General features: G+C 31.6%; 16 protein-coding genes and 1 tRNA gene. 5 read left to right on the top strand and 12 right to left on the bottom strand.

The features are described from left to right. Positions 1 to 37: 37 nt before the first annotated feature. Positions 38 to 1,081, top strand: coding sequence for a PRC-barrel domain-containing protein (locus EV02_RS03235; protein WP_032519831.1), 1,044 nt, complete (start codon positions 38 to 40; stop codon positions 1,079 to 1,081). Positions 1,082 to 1,084: 3 nt separating this feature from the next. Here the strand turns inward: EV02_RS03235 and EV02_RS03240 are convergent, their stop codons facing one another. Continuing rightward, positions 1,085 to 2,350, bottom strand: coding sequence for a glycosyl transferase (locus EV02_RS03240; RefSeq protein WP_032520475.1), 1,266 nt, complete (start codon positions 2,348 to 2,350; stop codon positions 1,085 to 1,087). A gap of 25 nt (positions 2,351 to 2,375) precedes the next feature. Continuing rightward, positions 2,376 to 2,457, bottom strand: a tRNA-Leu gene (locus EV02_RS03245). A gap of 260 nt (positions 2,458 to 2,717) precedes the next feature. On the opposite strand from EV02_RS03245, the gene accC reads away from it, so the two are divergent. Beyond that, positions 2,718 to 4,067 (top strand): acetyl-CoA carboxylase biotin carboxylase subunit, encoded by a 1,350-nt coding sequence (gene accC / locus EV02_RS03250; RefSeq protein WP_032519830.1) that lies wholly within the window; start codon positions 2,718 to 2,720, stop codon positions 4,065 to 4,067. A 17-nt stretch (positions 4,068 to 4,084) separates the two neighbouring features. Here accC and EV02_RS03255 read toward each other — a convergent pair whose 3' ends face one another. Continuing rightward, positions 4,085 to 4,390 carry a YggT family protein gene (locus EV02_RS03255; protein WP_032520474.1) on the bottom strand — a complete coding sequence of 102 codons (306 nt, stop codon included), beginning with the start codon at positions 4,388 to 4,390 and terminating at the stop codon, positions 4,085 to 4,087. Positions 4,391 to 4,480: 90 nt separating this feature from the next. On the opposite strand from EV02_RS03255, the gene psbX reads away from it, so the two are divergent. Both psbX and EV02_RS03260 read left to right on the top strand, forming a co-directional pair. Next, the gene (gene psbX, locus EV02_RS0108820) at positions 4,481 to 4,666 is read left to right on the top strand and encodes a photosystem II reaction center X protein (protein ID WP_025905805.1); all 186 of its coding nucleotides are present in this window, start codon (positions 4,481 to 4,483) and stop codon (positions 4,664 to 4,666) included. Positions 4,667 to 4,746: 80 nt separating this feature from the next. Beyond that, positions 4,747 to 5,676, top strand: coding sequence for a Ycf66 family protein (locus EV02_RS03260; protein WP_032519829.1), 930 nt, complete (start codon positions 4,747 to 4,749; stop codon positions 5,674 to 5,676). Here EV02_RS03260 and EV02_RS03265 read toward each other — a convergent pair whose 3' ends face one another. Genes EV02_RS03265 through def form a run of 5 tightly spaced genes read right to left on the bottom strand, consistent with a single transcriptional unit; the run spans position 5,677 to position 9,262 of the window. Beyond that, positions 5,677 to 5,952 carry a chlorophyll a/b-binding protein gene (locus tag EV02_RS03265; protein WP_032519828.1) on the bottom strand — a complete coding sequence of 92 codons (276 nt, stop codon included), beginning with the start codon at positions 5,950 to 5,952 and terminating at the stop codon, positions 5,677 to 5,679. It abuts the gene before it with no gap. An 8-nt stretch (positions 5,953 to 5,960) separates the two neighbouring features. Then, the gene (locus tag EV02_RS03270) at positions 5,961 to 7,943 is read right to left on the bottom strand and encodes an ABC transporter ATP-binding protein/permease (RefSeq protein WP_032519826.1); all 1,983 of its coding nucleotides are present in this window, start codon (positions 7,941 to 7,943) and stop codon (positions 5,961 to 5,963) included. Positions 7,944 to 7,985: 42 nt separating this feature from the next. Next, a complete protein-coding gene (locus EV02_RS03275; RefSeq protein WP_032519825.1) occupies positions 7,986 to 8,264 on the bottom strand; it encodes a hypothetical protein in 279 nt (92 codons plus the stop codon). A gap of 46 nt (positions 8,265 to 8,310) precedes the next feature. Further along, positions 8,311 to 8,652, bottom strand: coding sequence for a histidine triad nucleotide-binding protein (locus EV02_RS03280; RefSeq protein WP_032519824.1), 342 nt, complete (start codon positions 8,650 to 8,652; stop codon positions 8,311 to 8,313). A gap of 4 nt (positions 8,653 to 8,656) precedes the next feature. Then, positions 8,657 to 9,262, bottom strand: a complete 606-nt coding sequence (gene def, locus EV02_RS03285) for a peptide deformylase (protein ID WP_032519823.1) — start codon at positions 9,260 to 9,262, stop codon at positions 8,657 to 8,659. An 80-nt stretch (positions 9,263 to 9,342) separates the two neighbouring features. Here def and EV02_RS03290 point away from each other — a divergent pair, with 80 nt between their 5' ends. After that, a complete protein-coding gene (locus tag EV02_RS03290; protein WP_032519821.1) occupies positions 9,343 to 11,268 on the top strand; it encodes an alpha/beta hydrolase family protein in 1,926 nt (641 codons plus the stop codon). Here EV02_RS03290 and EV02_RS03295 read toward each other — a convergent pair. Genes EV02_RS03295 through sufB form a run of 4 tightly spaced genes read right to left on the bottom strand, consistent with a single transcriptional unit; the run spans position 11,265 to position 15,989 of the window. Next, a complete protein-coding gene (locus EV02_RS03295) occupies positions 11,265 to 12,518 on the bottom strand; it encodes a SufS family cysteine desulfurase (RefSeq protein WP_032519819.1) in 1,254 nt (417 codons plus the stop codon). The two genes, EV02_RS03290 and EV02_RS03295, sit on opposite strands and share 4 nt — an antisense overlap. Further along, complete coding sequence (locus tag EV02_RS03300) at positions 12,518 to 13,735, bottom strand: SufD family Fe-S cluster assembly protein (protein WP_032519818.1); 1,218 nt, start codon at positions 13,733 to 13,735, stop codon at positions 12,518 to 12,520. Before EV02_RS03300 ends, EV02_RS03295 begins: the two co-directional genes overlap by 1 nt. 4 nt (positions 13,736 to 13,739) lie before the next feature. Then, positions 13,740 to 14,525 (bottom strand): Fe-S cluster assembly ATPase SufC, encoded by a 786-nt coding sequence (gene sufC, locus EV02_RS03305; protein WP_032519817.1) that lies wholly within the window; start codon positions 14,523 to 14,525, stop codon positions 13,740 to 13,742. Positions 14,526 to 14,546: 21 nt separating this feature from the next. Continuing rightward, entirely contained in the window at positions 14,547 to 15,989 is a 1,443-nt protein-coding gene (gene sufB, locus EV02_RS03310) for a Fe-S cluster assembly protein SufB (protein ID WP_032519816.1), read from the bottom strand. Positions 15,990 to 16,083: the final 94 nt, after the last annotated feature.

Below are 16,083 nucleotides of genomic sequence, written 5' to 3'. Positions count from 1 at the left end.
TTTTAAATTTATACGTCAGAATGATAAAAAGAAATTTATGAGCTTGTCTAACACATCTGCTAATAAGAATCTCCCTAACTCGGTTCCTAGGGAACGTTTATGGTTAAGGTCAGAATTAATGGGAACACAAGTGATAACTACTGATACTGGTAGGCGGCTAGGCGTAGTTGGCGAGGTTGTTGTTGATATTGATAGAAGAGAGGTGGTCGCTTTGGGACTAAGAGATAATCCACTTACAAGATTTTTACCAGGTTTGCCAAAATGGATGCCTTTAGAAAGTATAAAGCAAGTTGGAGATGTCATATTAGTTGACTCCCTAGATTCTTTGAGTGAAAGTTTTTCTCCAGAAAGGTATGGGAATGTAATTAATTGTCAAGTGATTACAGAATCTGGACAACTTCTGGGAAGAGTTCTTGGCTTTTCTTTTGATATTGAGACTGGGGATTTGATATCTCTTGTTATGGGTGCTGTTGGTGTTCCGCTTTTAGGCGAGGGAGTTTTAAGTACTTGGGAAATACCTGTTGAGGAAATTGTAAGTAGTGGTACTGATAGGATTATTGTTTATGAAGGTGCGGAAGAGAAATTGAAGCAACTAAGTAGTGGACTACTTGAGAAACTTGGAGTCGGGGGTTCTTCTTGGGATGAAAGGGAAGTAAATGGATACTCAGCAAATCTTGTACCTGTTGAGAATCAGTTACTTTCAGGTTCTGAATCAGCACAGCAAAACAATTTGGTCGAGGAATATGAAGAAGTTGTTGAACAAGATGATTATGAAGATGATTATGAAGATGAACTTGAATATGTTGAAATAGAGGGTTCTGAAGAAGAAATAAATAATAGAAAAAAGTTATACATGGATAATGACGATTCTGATCAGATCCAGAATCAAAATAGTGTTAATCAAATAGATGAAAAAAACAATATTGATTTAAAGCAAAAAAAACAATCAACTACTAATTTAGCTTCGAAAAGACCAATTCAAAATGCAACTGAAACTTTAGATATTGAACCACTAAAAGAACAAAATTTAGTTCAAGATAATAAAAAATCAGAAAAGTTTGAAATTGATGATCCCTGGTAATTGTTAAAGTTTTTTTATTGAATTAAGAATTATAGAAGCAAGTTTTTTTGCTGCACCTTTATCGCCCCTTTCTTTTTTTAGATTTTTCCTAATACTTTTTAATTGATCTCTATTTTTAATAAGAAATAATACTTCTTTTGCAATTTTTATTGTTGAAATATTACCTATCCTTTCAGGGACAATCATTCTTTTAGCTTTAATATTTGGCCAAGCAAAAAACTTCTTTTTTTTAAAATAAAAATTTTTAATCATAAAAGTTATAAATCTATTTATGAATGAAATTTTTCCAACTACTCCAGTAATGCCATCCCAAGCGTTCATCATATTTAAATGTTGAGTTGGCAGAACAACTAACATTGGAAGACTAATTGCTGCTAATTCTGCAGTATTTGCTCCTACAGTTGTAATTGCAAGATCACATTCTTTTAATATTTCATAGCAAGGATGTTTCTTAATTAGATAAATCTTTGTTTTTTTTGATGTTTCAATTACATAATCAAAATTAGAGTCTTTGAAGTTTTTAATTGTTTTGATTTTTGATGAGTAATATTTAGCAATTGGATTTTTGTTGCTTTGAAAAAATAAATATTCACTTTTATTAGTAGTTGGTGCAATGGGGATTATAAAATTTATATTTTGATTTTCTTTAGCGATATGATCTGCAACTTCTAAGAAGAAAGGAATTCCAATAGAAAGCTTTGCTTTCTTAGAACCAGGCAATAATGCAATGTGTTTTTTTTCTTTATTTCTTAGTGATATTTCGCTATTAAGTTTGATATCTGCCATCAAATCACCAATTACTTTACATTTATATTTATATCTTTTAGGTATTAACTCTTTTACTTTTACATTCATAGCAGCAATTTCATTGGTCCATTTAGGCCATCGTGAAACCCATTCAGAATATGTGATATTTAAATAACCTAATCTTTTAGCTAATAAAATGCTCCAAAATTGATCCCCTCCAAGGAAAATAACTATCCCTTTTTTTGGCCAATGAGCAAAAGAATGTGGCTTTATTAATAATTTCCAAAAACTTTTGGATTTTGTAATTAATTCGAATTTATTCCATGAATTTGCAACTAAAAATTCTTTACCAGTGGCATTTGGGCAAGGAACAAGGACTAACCTAAGAGTAAAATCCTGTTTATCTTCATCACATAGTGATTTATTTATTTTGCTTAGCTCATCCACTACAGGATTTACCCATGTAGTTAATTCACCAGGACCATTGGAAATTATAACTACTGCAACTGATTCTTTTTTCATTGCAGTTAAACCAAAATAAATTAAATGCGGACGGCGAGACTTGAACTCGCAAGGCCGAAGCCACACGCTCCTTAGACGTGCGCGTCTACCAATTCCGCCACGTCCGCAAAGGGTTTTTTAACAGCCTGGGGATGCTTAAACCTTAAAATATCATACATTATTAGCTGAATTAAGCATGTAGTTAGAAAAGAGTTTTTTGAATATGATGAATAATTTTTCTATTGCATAAAACAAATATTTATACATATATAACGTTTTAGGTTGTATTGTAAAAAATGTCCTCTGATCACTAAAAAATTTTGTTGAATACTTTGGCAAATAATTTTTTATTTTTAGTCATTTCATTTCTTCAATATTTATTTTTATAATGGTTGAAAAAGTTTTAATTGCTAATCGTGGAGAAATAGCTTTACGAATTGTCAGAAGTTGTAGAGAACTAGGTATTGCAACCGTTGCAGTCTTTAGCACTGTTGATAAAAAAGCATTGCATGTTCAGCTTGCTGATGAGGCGGTTTGCGTAGGAGATTCATTAAGTAATAAGAGTTATTTAAATATTCCAAATATACTTGCTGCTGCTACATCGAGAGGAGTTGATGCTATTCATCCTGGTTATGGATTTCTTGCGGAAAATGATAAATTTGCTGAGATGTGTAATGATCACGGCATAATTTTTATTGGCCCATCTCCTAAAGCTATTAGATCTATGGGAGATAAATCTACAGCTAAAGAAACTATGGAAGCAGTTGGAGTGCCAACAGTACCTGGTAGTAAAGGCTTGTTATCAAATGTTGATGAGGCTTATAAATTGGCAGAGGATATTGGCTATCCGGTAATTATTAAAGCCACTGCTGGAGGAGGTGGAAGAGGTATGCGGTTGGTTGAAAACTCTGGTAATCTAGAAAAAATGTTTAAAGCAGCTCAAAGCGAAGCAGAAGCAGCTTTTGGTAATGATGGTTTATATATGGAGAAATTTATAAAGAAGCCAAGACATGTAGAAATTCAAATTTTGGCCGACAGGTCGGGTAATGTTGTTCATTTAGGAGAGCGAGATTGTTCAGTTCAAAGAAGACATCAGAAGTTACTAGAGGAGTCTCCTAGTCCTGCAATTAATACTGAGCTAAGAAAAAAAATGGGGAACGCAGCTATTGCTGCTGCAAAAAGTATCGGCTATGAAGGGGCGGGGACAGTTGAATTTTTAGTTGATGATGATGATAATTTTTATTTTATGGAAATGAATACTAGGATTCAAGTTGAACATCCTGTTACTGAAATGGTTACAGGAGTTGATTTAATAGCTGAGCAAATTAAAATCGCAAGCGGAGCAAACTTGGAATTTAATCAGGATGATATCCATTTAAACGGTCATGCCATTGAATGTAGAATCAATGCTGAAGATCCTTCTCACAATTTCCGCCCATCTCCCGGAAAAATAACTGGGTGGCTTCCTCCTGGCGGCCCTGGTGTAAGGGTGGATAGTCATGTATATACAGGCTATGAAATCCCTCCTTTCTATGACTCATTAATTGGTAAATTAATAGTCTGGGGAAAGGATCGTAACACTGCAATTAAACGTATGAATAGGGCTTTAAATGAATGTGCAGTAACTGGTATTCCTACAACAATTAACTTTCATCTAACCTTACTGAATAAATCTAAATTTAAGCAGGGTAAGATACATACTAAATATGTAGAAGAAGAATTATTGCCAAATTACTGATAAATAATTAAAAGAATCTATGAAATATGTGTATGCAATGCAAGTTTTATAAGCCCTTGCTGACCGACTAATACTTCTCTTAAAAAGCTTATAAATCCGATCCAAATTACGGGTCCAACATCAACGCCTCCAATAGGAGGAATTAGTTTTCTTGTTAAATTAAGAATAGAGCTTGATGGTATTGAAACTAATAACCATAAACCGTTACTTAAATCAATTTTTGGGTACCAAGTAAGTATTAATCTTATTAGAAAAACTATAGTAAGATATGAGAGAGAAATTCCTAAACTAATATCTAAAATTTGGAGGCAGTTTACAAGCAAGGAAATCACAATTATTTAACTCATCTTAATAAATAACCCATTAAAACGTATTTAATTCGTATTATAAATTGAGAATTAAATATTTAAAAAGTGTTTCAAATCTCTAATTTATTACTAGCCGCAGATTTTTCTGCTGAAGTTGCAAATAATTCCGCAGTGGGAATGATAGGTAGTTTTATTGCTGCGGCCTTACTTATCGTTATTCCAGCCACTGCATTTTTGATTTTTGTCAGCCAGAAAGATTCCCTCGATCGTACTTCTACTGGAAGACGCTAGTTTTTGTAGAAGTTTTAAGTACACTATATATATAGGGGATTTAAGTAACCCTTTAAAAAATAAATTTTTGGAGAAAGAATGTGGTCAATGCTAGTCTCAATTGGGCCAGTATTGTTGGTATAGTTCTCGCGGTATGTGGAGGAGGCCTTTATTTTTTGAGGTCCTTTAAGCCTGCTTTGGCGCGGGATTATGATGTTTTCTTCGCAGCAATTGGACTTTTGTGCGGAGGAATATTATTTTTTCAAGGCTGGAGGTTAGATCCTATCCTTCAATTTGGCCAGTTTTTATTAGCAGGAACTACTGTTTTTTTTGCATATGAAAGTGTGCGATTGAGGGGAGTTGCTACTGATCAAGCTAGAAGGTCATCTTATTTTGATGATGATCCTATTTCTGATCTTCCAAGAAATTCTAGAGGTCGATTTAGTGACGATTATGATAGGTTTGAAGAATCTGAAAGGCCATCTAGAAGATTTAAACCTCAAGAAGATGAATTTGAAGAAGACTATGTGGAGGGTAGATCTAGTAGGAGGAATGTTTCAAGAGCCATACCATCTGCAGCAGCAAGTAGAAGTAGGCCATCTACAAGGGAAATAAGTCAGTTTGAAAATGACGAGCCTATAAGAAGGAGAAGACAGACTTCTGAAGATAGAAATAGGAAACAACCAGAAACAAATAACTTTGGTGAAAGAAGAAATTTATCTCGCGATGAAGTTAAAACAGGGTCAAGACCCAGAATGAATCGTACAGTTTCTAGACAAGATAATATCTCTCCTCCTGCTAATTCTTCTCCATTAAGAAAGAAACCTACTAGATCCCCTATTAGGCAGCAAACTTCAACAGCTCAAGTAGAAGATGCTTCATTTAAAGATGCTAATCAAGGTAAAAAACCACGTGAGACTCGTAGAGTAAGCTCTTCAGTTAGATCAAGTTCAAAAAATCTAAATAGTAGATATAACGTTGGAACAAACAAGAAAAAACCTAGAGATAATAGTTCTAGATTTGATGATTAATCATAGTATTCCTGCCCATTTTAAAAACGATTGTTTACTAAATAGTTCAATTAATATTATTGAAAGAAAGCCAATCATTGCAAATCTTCCATTAGTTTTTTCAGAATAACTACTCCATCCAAATTTATATTCATCTTTGATTTCCATCGATTTTTTATCTAATTGATTATCTCCAATTTGTTCATTGATATAATTTGGATCTTTTTGCTCTTCTATAAGACTCTCATTCTCTAGATTAGTGACTTCTGAGTTAGTTTGTTCTTCTTTCGAATTCATTTTTTTTGTTAATCCTTAAAATTATACTTATCAGAAGTCAATAATTTCCAGTCTCCCTGTCCATTTAATTCTAAAATATTTTCGTGAAAATCTTTTAAGCTTGGTCTATGTCCAACACTAATGAGAGAAAGTTCTCTTTTCTTAAGTAAACTATATAGTTTTTTTTCAGTGTTAATATCTAAAGCACTTGTTGCTTCATCAAGTACTGCAAATCTTGGTGAATTTAGTAAGAGTCTTGCAAAAGCTAATCTTTGTTGCTCGCCTAAGGAAAGAATTCGTGGCCAATCTTGTTTGATATCAAGATTAGGATACCGATCCACTAAAGTTTTTAAATTTACTTCATGAAGTACAGAAGTAAGATGTTCATCACTAAATTTATTGACTTCTGTGGGATAACATAATTGTTCCCTTAAAGAACCAAGTAGCATATATGGTTTTTGAGGTATGAATAGTAATTCCCCAATTTTTGGTTTTTTAATTACTCCCTGATCGGGTTCCCATAAACCACTAATCATTCTTAGTAAAGATGTTTTTCCGCACCCAGATGGTCCTACTACCAAAAGTGATTGATTATTGTCGATGCTTAAATTTAAATTTTTAATTATTATTTTATTTGATCCTGGTGGGCAAAGGTCAGCATTATTAATAAGAATTGAGGGGTAATCTGCAATAACGTTTTGATTGCTTGTTGGGTTGGTTTGACTAATGGATTCAACTTTTGATTGGAATCCTTCTAATCTGCCAATACCTGCAGTAAATTTGGCAAGTTCTTCGATTTGATTAACAATAAAAAATAACGAACCTTCAACCATTCCAAATGCAAAGCTTGCCTGAATAAAGCGTCCATAATCTATATCTCCTTTAAAGTAAGGGATTGCCATTATTAAATATGGAAAGAAATTTCCAGCATAATTAATGGATCTTCTCATAACGTCTATTATTACTCTCCATATGATCAGTAAATTAAAGTTTCTCACCACTTCTCCTAAGCGTCTTTCAGTTTCACTTCGCTCAGGATTCTCCCCAGAGTAAAAGGCTATTGATTCAGCATTATCTCGAATATGTACTAAGCCATATCGAAAATCTGCTTCATATCTAAGTTGATCAAAGTCAATCTTTACAAGATTTTTTCCAGCAATTAAGAGGATAGAAGTTGCAAATGCGGCGTAACCAAATAAAGAAAAAGTAAGTGTTGTACTAATACTCCATAAAATAAGAATATTAAGTGAAAATGTTAGTAGGGCATCAAAAATACCTAATGTGAAAGAGAGACTTTGCCCGGTAAAAGCTCGGGTATCATCTGTGATTCTCTGATCGGGATTATCTACATCGGTTTGTTCTTCATCATTGGGATTTAACTGGTAATAAGCTTTATTAGTCATATAGTCCTTGACTAGACTTTTTGAAAGCCATTCTCTCCAAATTATTCCTAACTTATATGTAAAAAATATTTGGGAAACCCGTATTGGTAGAGCCACAGCGAAACAACAAGCGTAAATCCCCAATATCCGATAAAATCCATCTTCTTGTTTTTCTACTAAAGCATTTGTTAAATCTCTTGCAATGAATCCAATACCTGCGTTTATTCCGTTTACAGCTAAAAGCATTAATACAATTATCGCAAGGAATAACCAATGTAACCATCTACGGTTTTTTAATTGACGTCTTAAGCTAAAAAAGCTTCCTGATCCAATTAGAAATAATGTAGAGAAAAGCAATCCCCAATTCCCAGCCCAAATAGAATTGACAGTACTTATTACACCTCCGAAATACTTTTCAAGAAAAATTGGTTGAAAGCTTTCAAAAAAACTTATTATTCCTGTAAGGCCAACAAGTACTACTCCACCAACACAAAATAAAAGAGAAATCAAAAGCCATATGAATTGGAATCCATTACATTGATCTATGGGAAGAAAAAATGGCTGAGATAATTTCCTTAATTTTTGTAGTTGGTATAGTATTTTGGATTTATTATTAACTGCTTTATTCATTACTCGACTTGTGTTATGAAGTAAATTATAACTTTTAGCAGTCTATTGACTAAAGCCAATAAATGAAAGTGCCCAGTCAGGTAAATTCAAGTAATTCAAGATTATTGCATCAAATTCATGAACTTTTGGAAAATATTTATCCAATGCCCACCATAGTAGAAAAGGTAAATTAAATAAAATTTGTAATTGCCATTTATAAGTTAAAACGTTCCAAATTTTTATTAACTTGGTTTTGAGTGAATCATCTAGATCTTCCCAATTTTTTGAAATTAAATTGAATAAATTTTTAGACTCTGTATTTAAGGACTCTGGAGTATTCATTTTGTTTTTATTTATTTATAACCCATTAATATTTCTTTCGAGAGTTTTAACCTGGAGGCCAATTCATTTTTCTTCCAGATAAAAAATGAATATGTAAATGAAAAACTGTTTGTCCCGATTCTGCTCCTGTGTTAATTACTGTTCTCCAATTAGTTAAATTTTTTGATTTAGATATTTTGCTACCAACAAAAAGTAAATGCCCTAATAAATTCGCATCTTGCTCAATACACTCTAATAAACTGATTATTGGTTTTTTAGGAATCACTAAAAAATGTACTGGAGCTTGTGCCTGGATATCATTAAACGCAATACAAAACTTATCTTCATAAAGCTTATCGCAGGGTATTTCTTCATTAATGATTTTTTGAAATATTGTTGTTTCAGTCATTAAATTAATTAATTGAGATAACGTCTTTTTCGTTAAACCCTTCTTTTAAAAGTTCTTTGTTCAAATCATCTTTTGATGTAACTCTATCTACAAATAATATTCCATTTAAGTGATCCATTTCGTGTTGAATACACCTCGCTAGAAGTCCATCTGCTTTCATTTTACGTGGTCGTCCCATTTCATCTCTAAATTTTAATTTTATAGTTGATGGTCTTACTACATTCAAATAGACGCCAGGTATACTTAAACAGCCCTCTTCATATGAATTAAGGGTTGTCCCAAAGTCTGTAATTTCTGGATTTATTAGTATTAAAGGTTCTGCTGCTGAATCTTCAAAATTTACGTCTATGACAAGAAGCTCTTTGTTGATTCCAATTTGAGGTGCAGCAAGTCCAATTCCTTTAGCTGCATACATGCTTTGAAGCATATCTCTAGCGAGTTTTCTAATCGATGCGTCAACTTTAGTTATTCTTTTGGAATTTTGTCTTAATACATCATCACCAAGTTTATAAATGTCTAGAGATGGCTTACCTGATTGTTCTTTTGCAATTTTTTCTTCATTTCCATTTGTTCTTGACTTTTTTGCAAGTTGTGAAAAATGGTTTGCCACGTTAAAAAAAAGGTTTTTAATTAAGAGTTTAGCTATAAAAATACTAGCACTTTAATTTGCATTCTTTATAGTTTTTTTAAATGAGTAATGATGATCAGTTAAAAGTTAGGCAAACTGTATCTAAAAAAAAATCTTTTAAGGAATTAACTATTGTTAGGGATATCATTTTTTGGATTGATCTTGTTGGTGAAGGTCAAAATGAAAATGCTATTTTTGCAAGACCATTTAATGAAAAAGAGGCTTTTCCTCAGAAATTAACAAGTAAAAAATATAATATTAAAAATAACTTTCATGGATATGGTGGTAAATCTTATAAATGTATATATTTAAAAAATAATTTTTATTTGATATGGATAGATCAGATTACTAACGCAATATGGTTTCAAATTTTTAAGGAGGTAGCATCAAATTATATAAGTCAAAAAAGATATCTCGATTCAGTTCAAGAACCGAGACAACTTTCTAAATCAATTGATGGAAATTTCGATTCTTCATTTGTTATTTCTCAAAAAAATTTTTTGTATGGTATTTGTGAAATAAATAATAGAGATTACTTATTTTCTTTAAACTTAAAAAAAACCAAACAAGATATTTATCGAATAAAAAAATTTAAAAATTTTGCTGGAGAATTATCTTCTAATACTTCTTTTAGCTTATTTTCTTGGGTCGAGTGGGATTCTCCATACATGCCATGGGAGAAAAATTATCTTTGTTTTGCTCAAATTAATTTAGATGGAGATATAACAAAAATAAAAAAATTCTCAGATAAGCTGATTAATACCAAAAAAAACGTTTCTTTTTTTCAACCTTATTGGATAAGTGAAACTCTTTTAGTATGTTCTGAAGATAGTTCTGGATGGTGGAACTTATTGTTTTTAGATGCTAGTAAAATAGAGAATATTTTTATTAAAAAAAGAGTAGAGAGAAATTTTGTTGAATATGGAGTACCTCAGTGGGTCTCAGGAATAACATTTTTTTCAGGGGATATAAAAGATTTATTGTGTTTAGCAAAAAAAGAAAATAATTTAGTAGTTGAACAATATAAAGATCTTCAATTCGTTAAAGAATTTTCTACTCCTTTTACCTCAATAAGTGATTTTAGTGTTTTTGAGAAGAAAGTAGTTTTGAAAGGTAATGGATCTGATTTTCTTGGAAATTTACTTGAAATTGATTGTAAAAAGGAAGTTTTATCAAATGTTTTTGAGGAAATAAATGCTGAATATATAAAAGATTGTTCAAAACCTGAATCTTTTTGGTTTAAAGGTTTTGAAGATAAATCTACTCATTCTTTTTTATATAGGCCGCTTGTTGAAAAATTTAGAAAACCACCGCTTTTTGTTAGAGCTCATAGCGGACCCACTTCATTTTTTGATGGATCATATAATTCTGAAGTTCAATATTGGACATCTAAGGGATTTTTTGTTGCTGAAGTCAATTATGGAGGATCATCAGGATTTGGCAAAGCATATAGAGAGAGGTTGAATTATAAGTGGGGTATTGTTGATTCTTATGATTGCAGAGCACTAGCTCTTGAATTGATTAAATCAAATCAAGTTGATAGTGAAAAAGTGGTAATTTTTGGGAATAGTGCTGGTGGGTTGACTGCCCTGAATTGTTTATTATATGGGTCTATTTTTAAAGCAGCAATTTGTAAATATCCTGTTATTGATTTGAAGGATATGTATCACAACACTCATAGGTTTGAAAAAGATTATTTAAATTCTTTGGTAGGAAATTATGCAAAAAACCATGATGATTATATAAATAGATCACCGATAAATCATATAAAAAAACTCAAAAAACCTACCTTATTGTTTCATGGAAAAAAAGATACAGTTATTTCTTATAAACAAACTTTAAAAATTCAAGAAATTTTGATTCAGAATAATAGATATTCAGAAGTTATTTTTTTTGATAATGAAGGGCATGGTTTTAAAAATATTGAAAATAAAGAACTAGTAATGCAAAAATCTCATGAATTTTTAAAAAATGCTTTGTGTATTTAAGAATTGATTTTTAGAAAATCAATTGTATCTTTTAATTTTTCTATAAACATATCAATTTCTTCCTTATTGGTTGTGAAATTCATGCTAATTCTAGCTGTTGATTTAATTCCAATGTATCTGTGAAGAGGTTGACAGCAATGGTGGCCACTTCTAATGCAAATTCCTTTTGAATCAAGTATTTCAGCAATATCATTTGAATGTATATTTTTTATATAAAAGGTGGCAAGTGAGGCTCTGTCTGGATCTATCTCCGGTGATGGACCTATGATTTTAATATTTTCTATTTGATTTAATTTTTCATATAAATATTTAGTAATAGTCTTTTCATATTCATGAATTTCATTCAATCCAATATTGTTAATATAATTAATTGCTTCTGCAAGACCTATTGCTTCTGCAATGGCTGGAGTTCCAGCTTCAAATTTGTGTGGCAGCTCTGCCCAAGTACTTTTCTCTTCAAAAACATCTTGAATCATTTCGCCACCACCAAAGAGAGGAGGAATTTTTTCTAGGATTTCTTTTCTTGACCAGAGGAAACCTATACCTGTAGGACCGCATAGTTTATGTCCGGATCCAGCTAAAAAATCTATATTAAGATCAATCACATCCAGTTTTTGATGAGCCAAACTTTGGCATGCATCTATTAAGACTAAAGAACCTTTTTGTTTAGCTAACTTAGTTATTTCTTTGATTGGATTACAGCAACCTAGAGTATTACTAACATGTACTAGGCTAACAAGTTTAGTTCTAGATGTTAGTTTTGATTTAAAGTCGTCTATATCTAATTTCCCTTCTTTATCTATACCTATAAATTTTAATTTGCATTTATTTTTTGCTGCAACCATTTGCCATGGAACAATATTGCTATGATGTTCCATTATTGATAAGAGAATTTCGTCGTTTTCTTTTAATGAATATTCGCCCCATGATCTAGCTACTAGATTGATTGCCTCAGTAGCATTTCTTGTAAAAATAATTTCTTTTGCTGAATTCGCTTTTATGTATTTGCTAATTAAATATCGTGAATTTTCAAATTCTTCTGTTGCTTTAGCACTTAATTGATGTGCCCCTCTATGTACATTTGCATTAAAATTTTTGTAATATTCATCAATTTTTTTTAAAACTTGTATTGGTTTTTGTGTGGTTGCAGCATGGTCTAAATAAATAATTTGCTCATTATTTTTTAAGTGCTTATTTAAAAGAGGAAAGTCTTTCTTCGTTATTTCAGGAAAATTTTGAATCGTTTCCATTAGTTTTCATTTAAAAGTTTATCAAGCAAATCCCATTTATCTTTTGAAATGGGAATGAATGAAATTATTTCTTGAAAGTAAGAACTTAATTGTAGTTTACTCGCTTCTTTTAATGTGATCCCTCTTGTTCGCATATAAAAAAGTTCTTCTTCATTTAACTGCGAAATTGTAGCTCCATGTTTGCATTTGACATCATCAGCAATTATTTCTAATTGAGGTTTGGTATCTATTTGTGCGAAATTTGATAAAAGTAAATTTCTGCTTAATTGGGATGCATCGGTTCTCTGGGCAATTTTCGGAACTATTATTGAACCTTCAAATATTGCATGTGATTTATCATCAGCAAGCGATTTATTAATTTGATCTAGAAATCCATTCGGGCCATTAAATTCTATTTTTGTATAGGTTGAAATTTGCTCATCTTTTTTTGTTATTTGCATACCTTTGATATTTGTTTTAGCGTTTCCCGCAGATTGTTTAATACTAATTTCAAATCTCGCGTAATTAAATTTGAAATGTAAAGATCCTAAGTTGTATGCACTATTTTTTTGTTGAATTACATTGAGAGAATTTAATAGATTGGATTTGTTTTCACCGTAAGAAACAACACCATGATTTACGGAACTATTTTCTTTCAAGCAAAAAAAAGTTGATTGAGATAATGAAGAGTTTTCTTTACCAAGATTTACTTGTAATAATTCAACATCACAATTCTTTTCTAAAAATATTACCAGAGTTTTTGCGTTTAAAGAATTACTTGATGCGTGACTAAAAATTTCAATAGGAGGAATTTTTGATCCATTTATTTTTAATCCCAAAATATTATTTTTACAACTTAAAGACAGATTTAGTAGGTTACTCCAATTTTCGTTTTGATTAAAAAAAGATATCTGTTCCTTGATATATTTTTGTAATTCATTCTCACTTAATTGCTCTATTGAATAATTATTCTCTATTAATTTAATTTGGCAATTCTCACCAATTATTAATCTGATAGTACTTTGAGAATTTTTCGGATATGGTATATCAAATTTTGAATCTTTTTCATTAACTGAGTAATCTAAAAAGTTTGACAATTTTGATTTATTTGAAAGTCTCCATGGTTCACTTTTAGGATTAGGGAGAGGCCTTGATTGTAATTTATGAAGGCAGATTTTTTGTATTTCGGTTAGGTTATCATCCGATTTATTAGTTTTTATTTTTTCAATAATTTCCATTTATTTAGGTCTCTTTTATAAAATTATCAGTCCATTCATATCCTTTTTCCTCAAGCTCTAGAGCAAGATCACTCTCACCAGTTTTTATGATTTGTCCGTCTGACATTACATGGACATAATCTGGTTTAATTTCATCTAATAATCTTTGATAGTGGGTAATAAGTATAATTCCAGTTTGTGCATTAGATATTTTTTTAATTCCTGATGCCACTATTCTTAGAGCATCGATATCAAGTCCAGAATCGGTCTCATCTAATATTGCTATCTTGGGCTCAAGTAAAGCCATTTGCAGAATCTCATTTCTTTTTTTTTCACCTCCGGAAAAGCCTTGATTCACACTCCTTGATAGGAATGTCTGATCCATTTTCACAATTTTTAACTTTTCTTTAACTAGTTCTTCAAAATCAAAAGTATCCAATTCTTCTTTGTTGAGGAATTTCCTTCTAGCATTAGTTGAAACTCTAAGAAACTCAAGATTACTTACACCTGGAATCTCAATTGGATATTGAAAACCAAGAAAAATTCCTGATTGAGATCTCTCTTCAGGTTCTAGAGAGTTGATGTTTTGACCTAAAAATTTTATGTCGCCTTTTGTAACATTATACGAGGGATGTCCTGCAATGATTTTCGAAAGAGTACTTTTGCCACATCCATTTCTTCCCATAATGGCATGGATTTCTCCAGGATAGACAGTAAGTGAAACCCCTTTTAAAATTGGAAGACTATCAGTAGATGCAGAGAGATTTTCAACTTCTAAAATTGGATCTGATTCTTTCATTTTACTTTGCATTTCAGTTTAGAAATTGATTAATTAGCCTACTGATCCCTCTAGTTTAAGTGCCAGTAACTTATCTGCTTCAGCAGCAAATTCCATAGGTAATTGATTAAATACATCTCTGCAAAAACCGCTGACCATCATAGATACTGCCTCCTCAAATTCTATACCTCTGCTTTGGAGATAAAAAAGTTGGTCTTCTGAGATTCTACATGTGCTTGCTTCATGCTCAATTTCAGAATTGGGTTGTTGAGATTTGATGTAAGGGAATGTATTTGCAGAAGCTTGATCCCCTATTAACATTGAATCACATTGACTGTAATTTCTTGATCCTGTAGCTTTTGTCCCCATTTTGACAAGACCTCTATAGCTATTTTTTGAGTTACCTGCACTAATACCTTTGCTAACAATAGTTGATTTGGTCTTAGGACCAATATGGATCATTTTTGTGCCGGTATCTGCTTGCTGAAGATTATTGGTGAGAGCCACTGAATAAAATTCTCCTACAGATTCTTCCCCTAAAAGAAGACAGCTAGGATATTTCCATGTAATTGCAGACCCTGTTTCAACTTGAGACCAGCTAATTTTACTTCTCTTACCTAAACATTTTCCTCTCTTGGTGACAAAATTAAAAATTCCGCCAATACCTTCTTCATCACCCGCATACCAATTTTGCACTGTTGAATATTTTATTGAGGCTTCGTCTAATGCTATAAGCTCTACAACTGCTGCATGTAGGGTATTTGTATCAAACATTGGAGCTGTACAACCTTCTAGATAACTTACAGAACTTGATTCTTCAGCAATGATTAATGTTCTTTCGAATTGTCCTGAATCTCCACTATTAATTCTGAAGTAGGAAGATAGATCCATAGGACAGGTAACACCTTTTGGGATATAAACAAAAGAACCATCACTAAAAACTGCAGAATTTAGTGCTGCAAAATAATTATCACTAGCAGGAACTACTGTACCTAAATATTTTTCAATCAAATCAGCGTGATTTTTTACTGCTTCACTAATTGAGCAAAATATAACTCCATGTTCAGCAAGTTCTTCTCTAAAAGTTGTGGCTATAGAAACACTATCAAAGACAGCATCTACTGCTACATTTGTGAGTTTTTTTTGCTCCGTGAGGGGTATTCCTAATTTGTCAAAAGTCTCAAGAAGTTTCGGATCAACTTCATCTAAGCTAGAAATTTTATCTTTTTGCTTTGGAGCAGAGTAATAAATAATATCTTGATAATCAATTTTTTTATATCCTAATGCTGCCCAATCAGGCTCTTTCATTTTTTGCCATTTTTTAAAGGCTTTTAATCTAAAATCAAGAAGAAATTTTGGCTCTTCTTTTTTCTGTGAAATTAATTTTATAACATCTTCATTTAATCCCTTTTCTATTTTTTCAGTTTCAATATCAGTAACGAAACCATATTTGTAAGGTTCTTTTACTACATCTTTAACTAAATTTTCGTTAACCATGTTATCAAAAATAACTTATTACAATTAGCTTTATATACTTTAACGAAAGATACCCCCAATATTGAGTTTTTTTCCTTTATTAAAACTAAAAATT

Origin of the sequence: Prochlorococcus marinus str. SB, from assembly GCF_000760115.1 — a bacterium.
In the GTDB taxonomy this organism is placed as follows: Bacteria; Cyanobacteriota; Cyanobacteriia; order PCC-6307; family Cyanobiaceae; genus Prochlorococcus_A; species Prochlorococcus_A marinus_D.
The sequence above is the reverse complement of the archived record's forward strand: the minus strand, read 5'-3'. Positions and strand labels throughout refer to the sequence as shown.

Coding starts and splice junctions, on each gene's coding strand:
- EV02_RS03235 (WP_032519831.1), top strand. CDS start 38: ATGAGCTTGTCTAACACATCTGCTAATAAGAATCTCCCTAACTCGGTT.
- EV02_RS03240 (WP_032520475.1), bottom strand. CDS start 2,350: ATGAAAAAAGAATCAGTTGCAGTAGTTATAATTTCCAATGGTCCTGGT.
- accC (WP_032519830.1), top strand. CDS start 2,718: ATGGTTGAAAAAGTTTTAATTGCTAATCGTGGAGAAATAGCTTTACGA.
- EV02_RS03265 (WP_032519828.1), bottom strand. CDS start 5,952: ATGAATTCGAAAGAAGAACAAACTAACTCAGAAGTCACTAATCTAGAG.
- EV02_RS03270 (WP_032519826.1), bottom strand. CDS start 7,943: ATGAATAAAGCAGTTAATAATAAATCCAAAATACTATACCAACTACAA.
- EV02_RS03275 (WP_032519825.1), bottom strand. CDS start 8,264: ATGAATACTCCAGAGTCCTTAAATACAGAGTCTAAAAATTTATTCAAT.
- EV02_RS03280 (WP_032519824.1), bottom strand. CDS start 8,652: ATGACTGAAACAACAATATTTCAAAAAATCATTAATGAAGAAATACCC.
- EV02_RS03290 (WP_032519821.1), top strand. CDS start 9,343: ATGAGTAATGATGATCAGTTAAAAGTTAGGCAAACTGTATCTAAAAAA.
- EV02_RS03295 (WP_032519819.1), bottom strand. CDS start 12,518: ATGGAAACGATTCAAAATTTTCCTGAAATAACGAAGAAAGACTTTCCT.
- EV02_RS03300 (WP_032519818.1), bottom strand. CDS start 13,735: ATGGAAATTATTGAAAAAATAAAAACTAATAAATCGGATGATAACCTA.
- sufC (WP_032519817.1), bottom strand. CDS start 14,525: ATGCAAAGTAAAATGAAAGAATCAGATCCAATTTTAGAAGTTGAAAAT.
- sufB (WP_032519816.1), bottom strand. CDS start 15,989: ATGGTTAACGAAAATTTAGTTAAAGATGTAGTAAAAGAACCTTACAAA.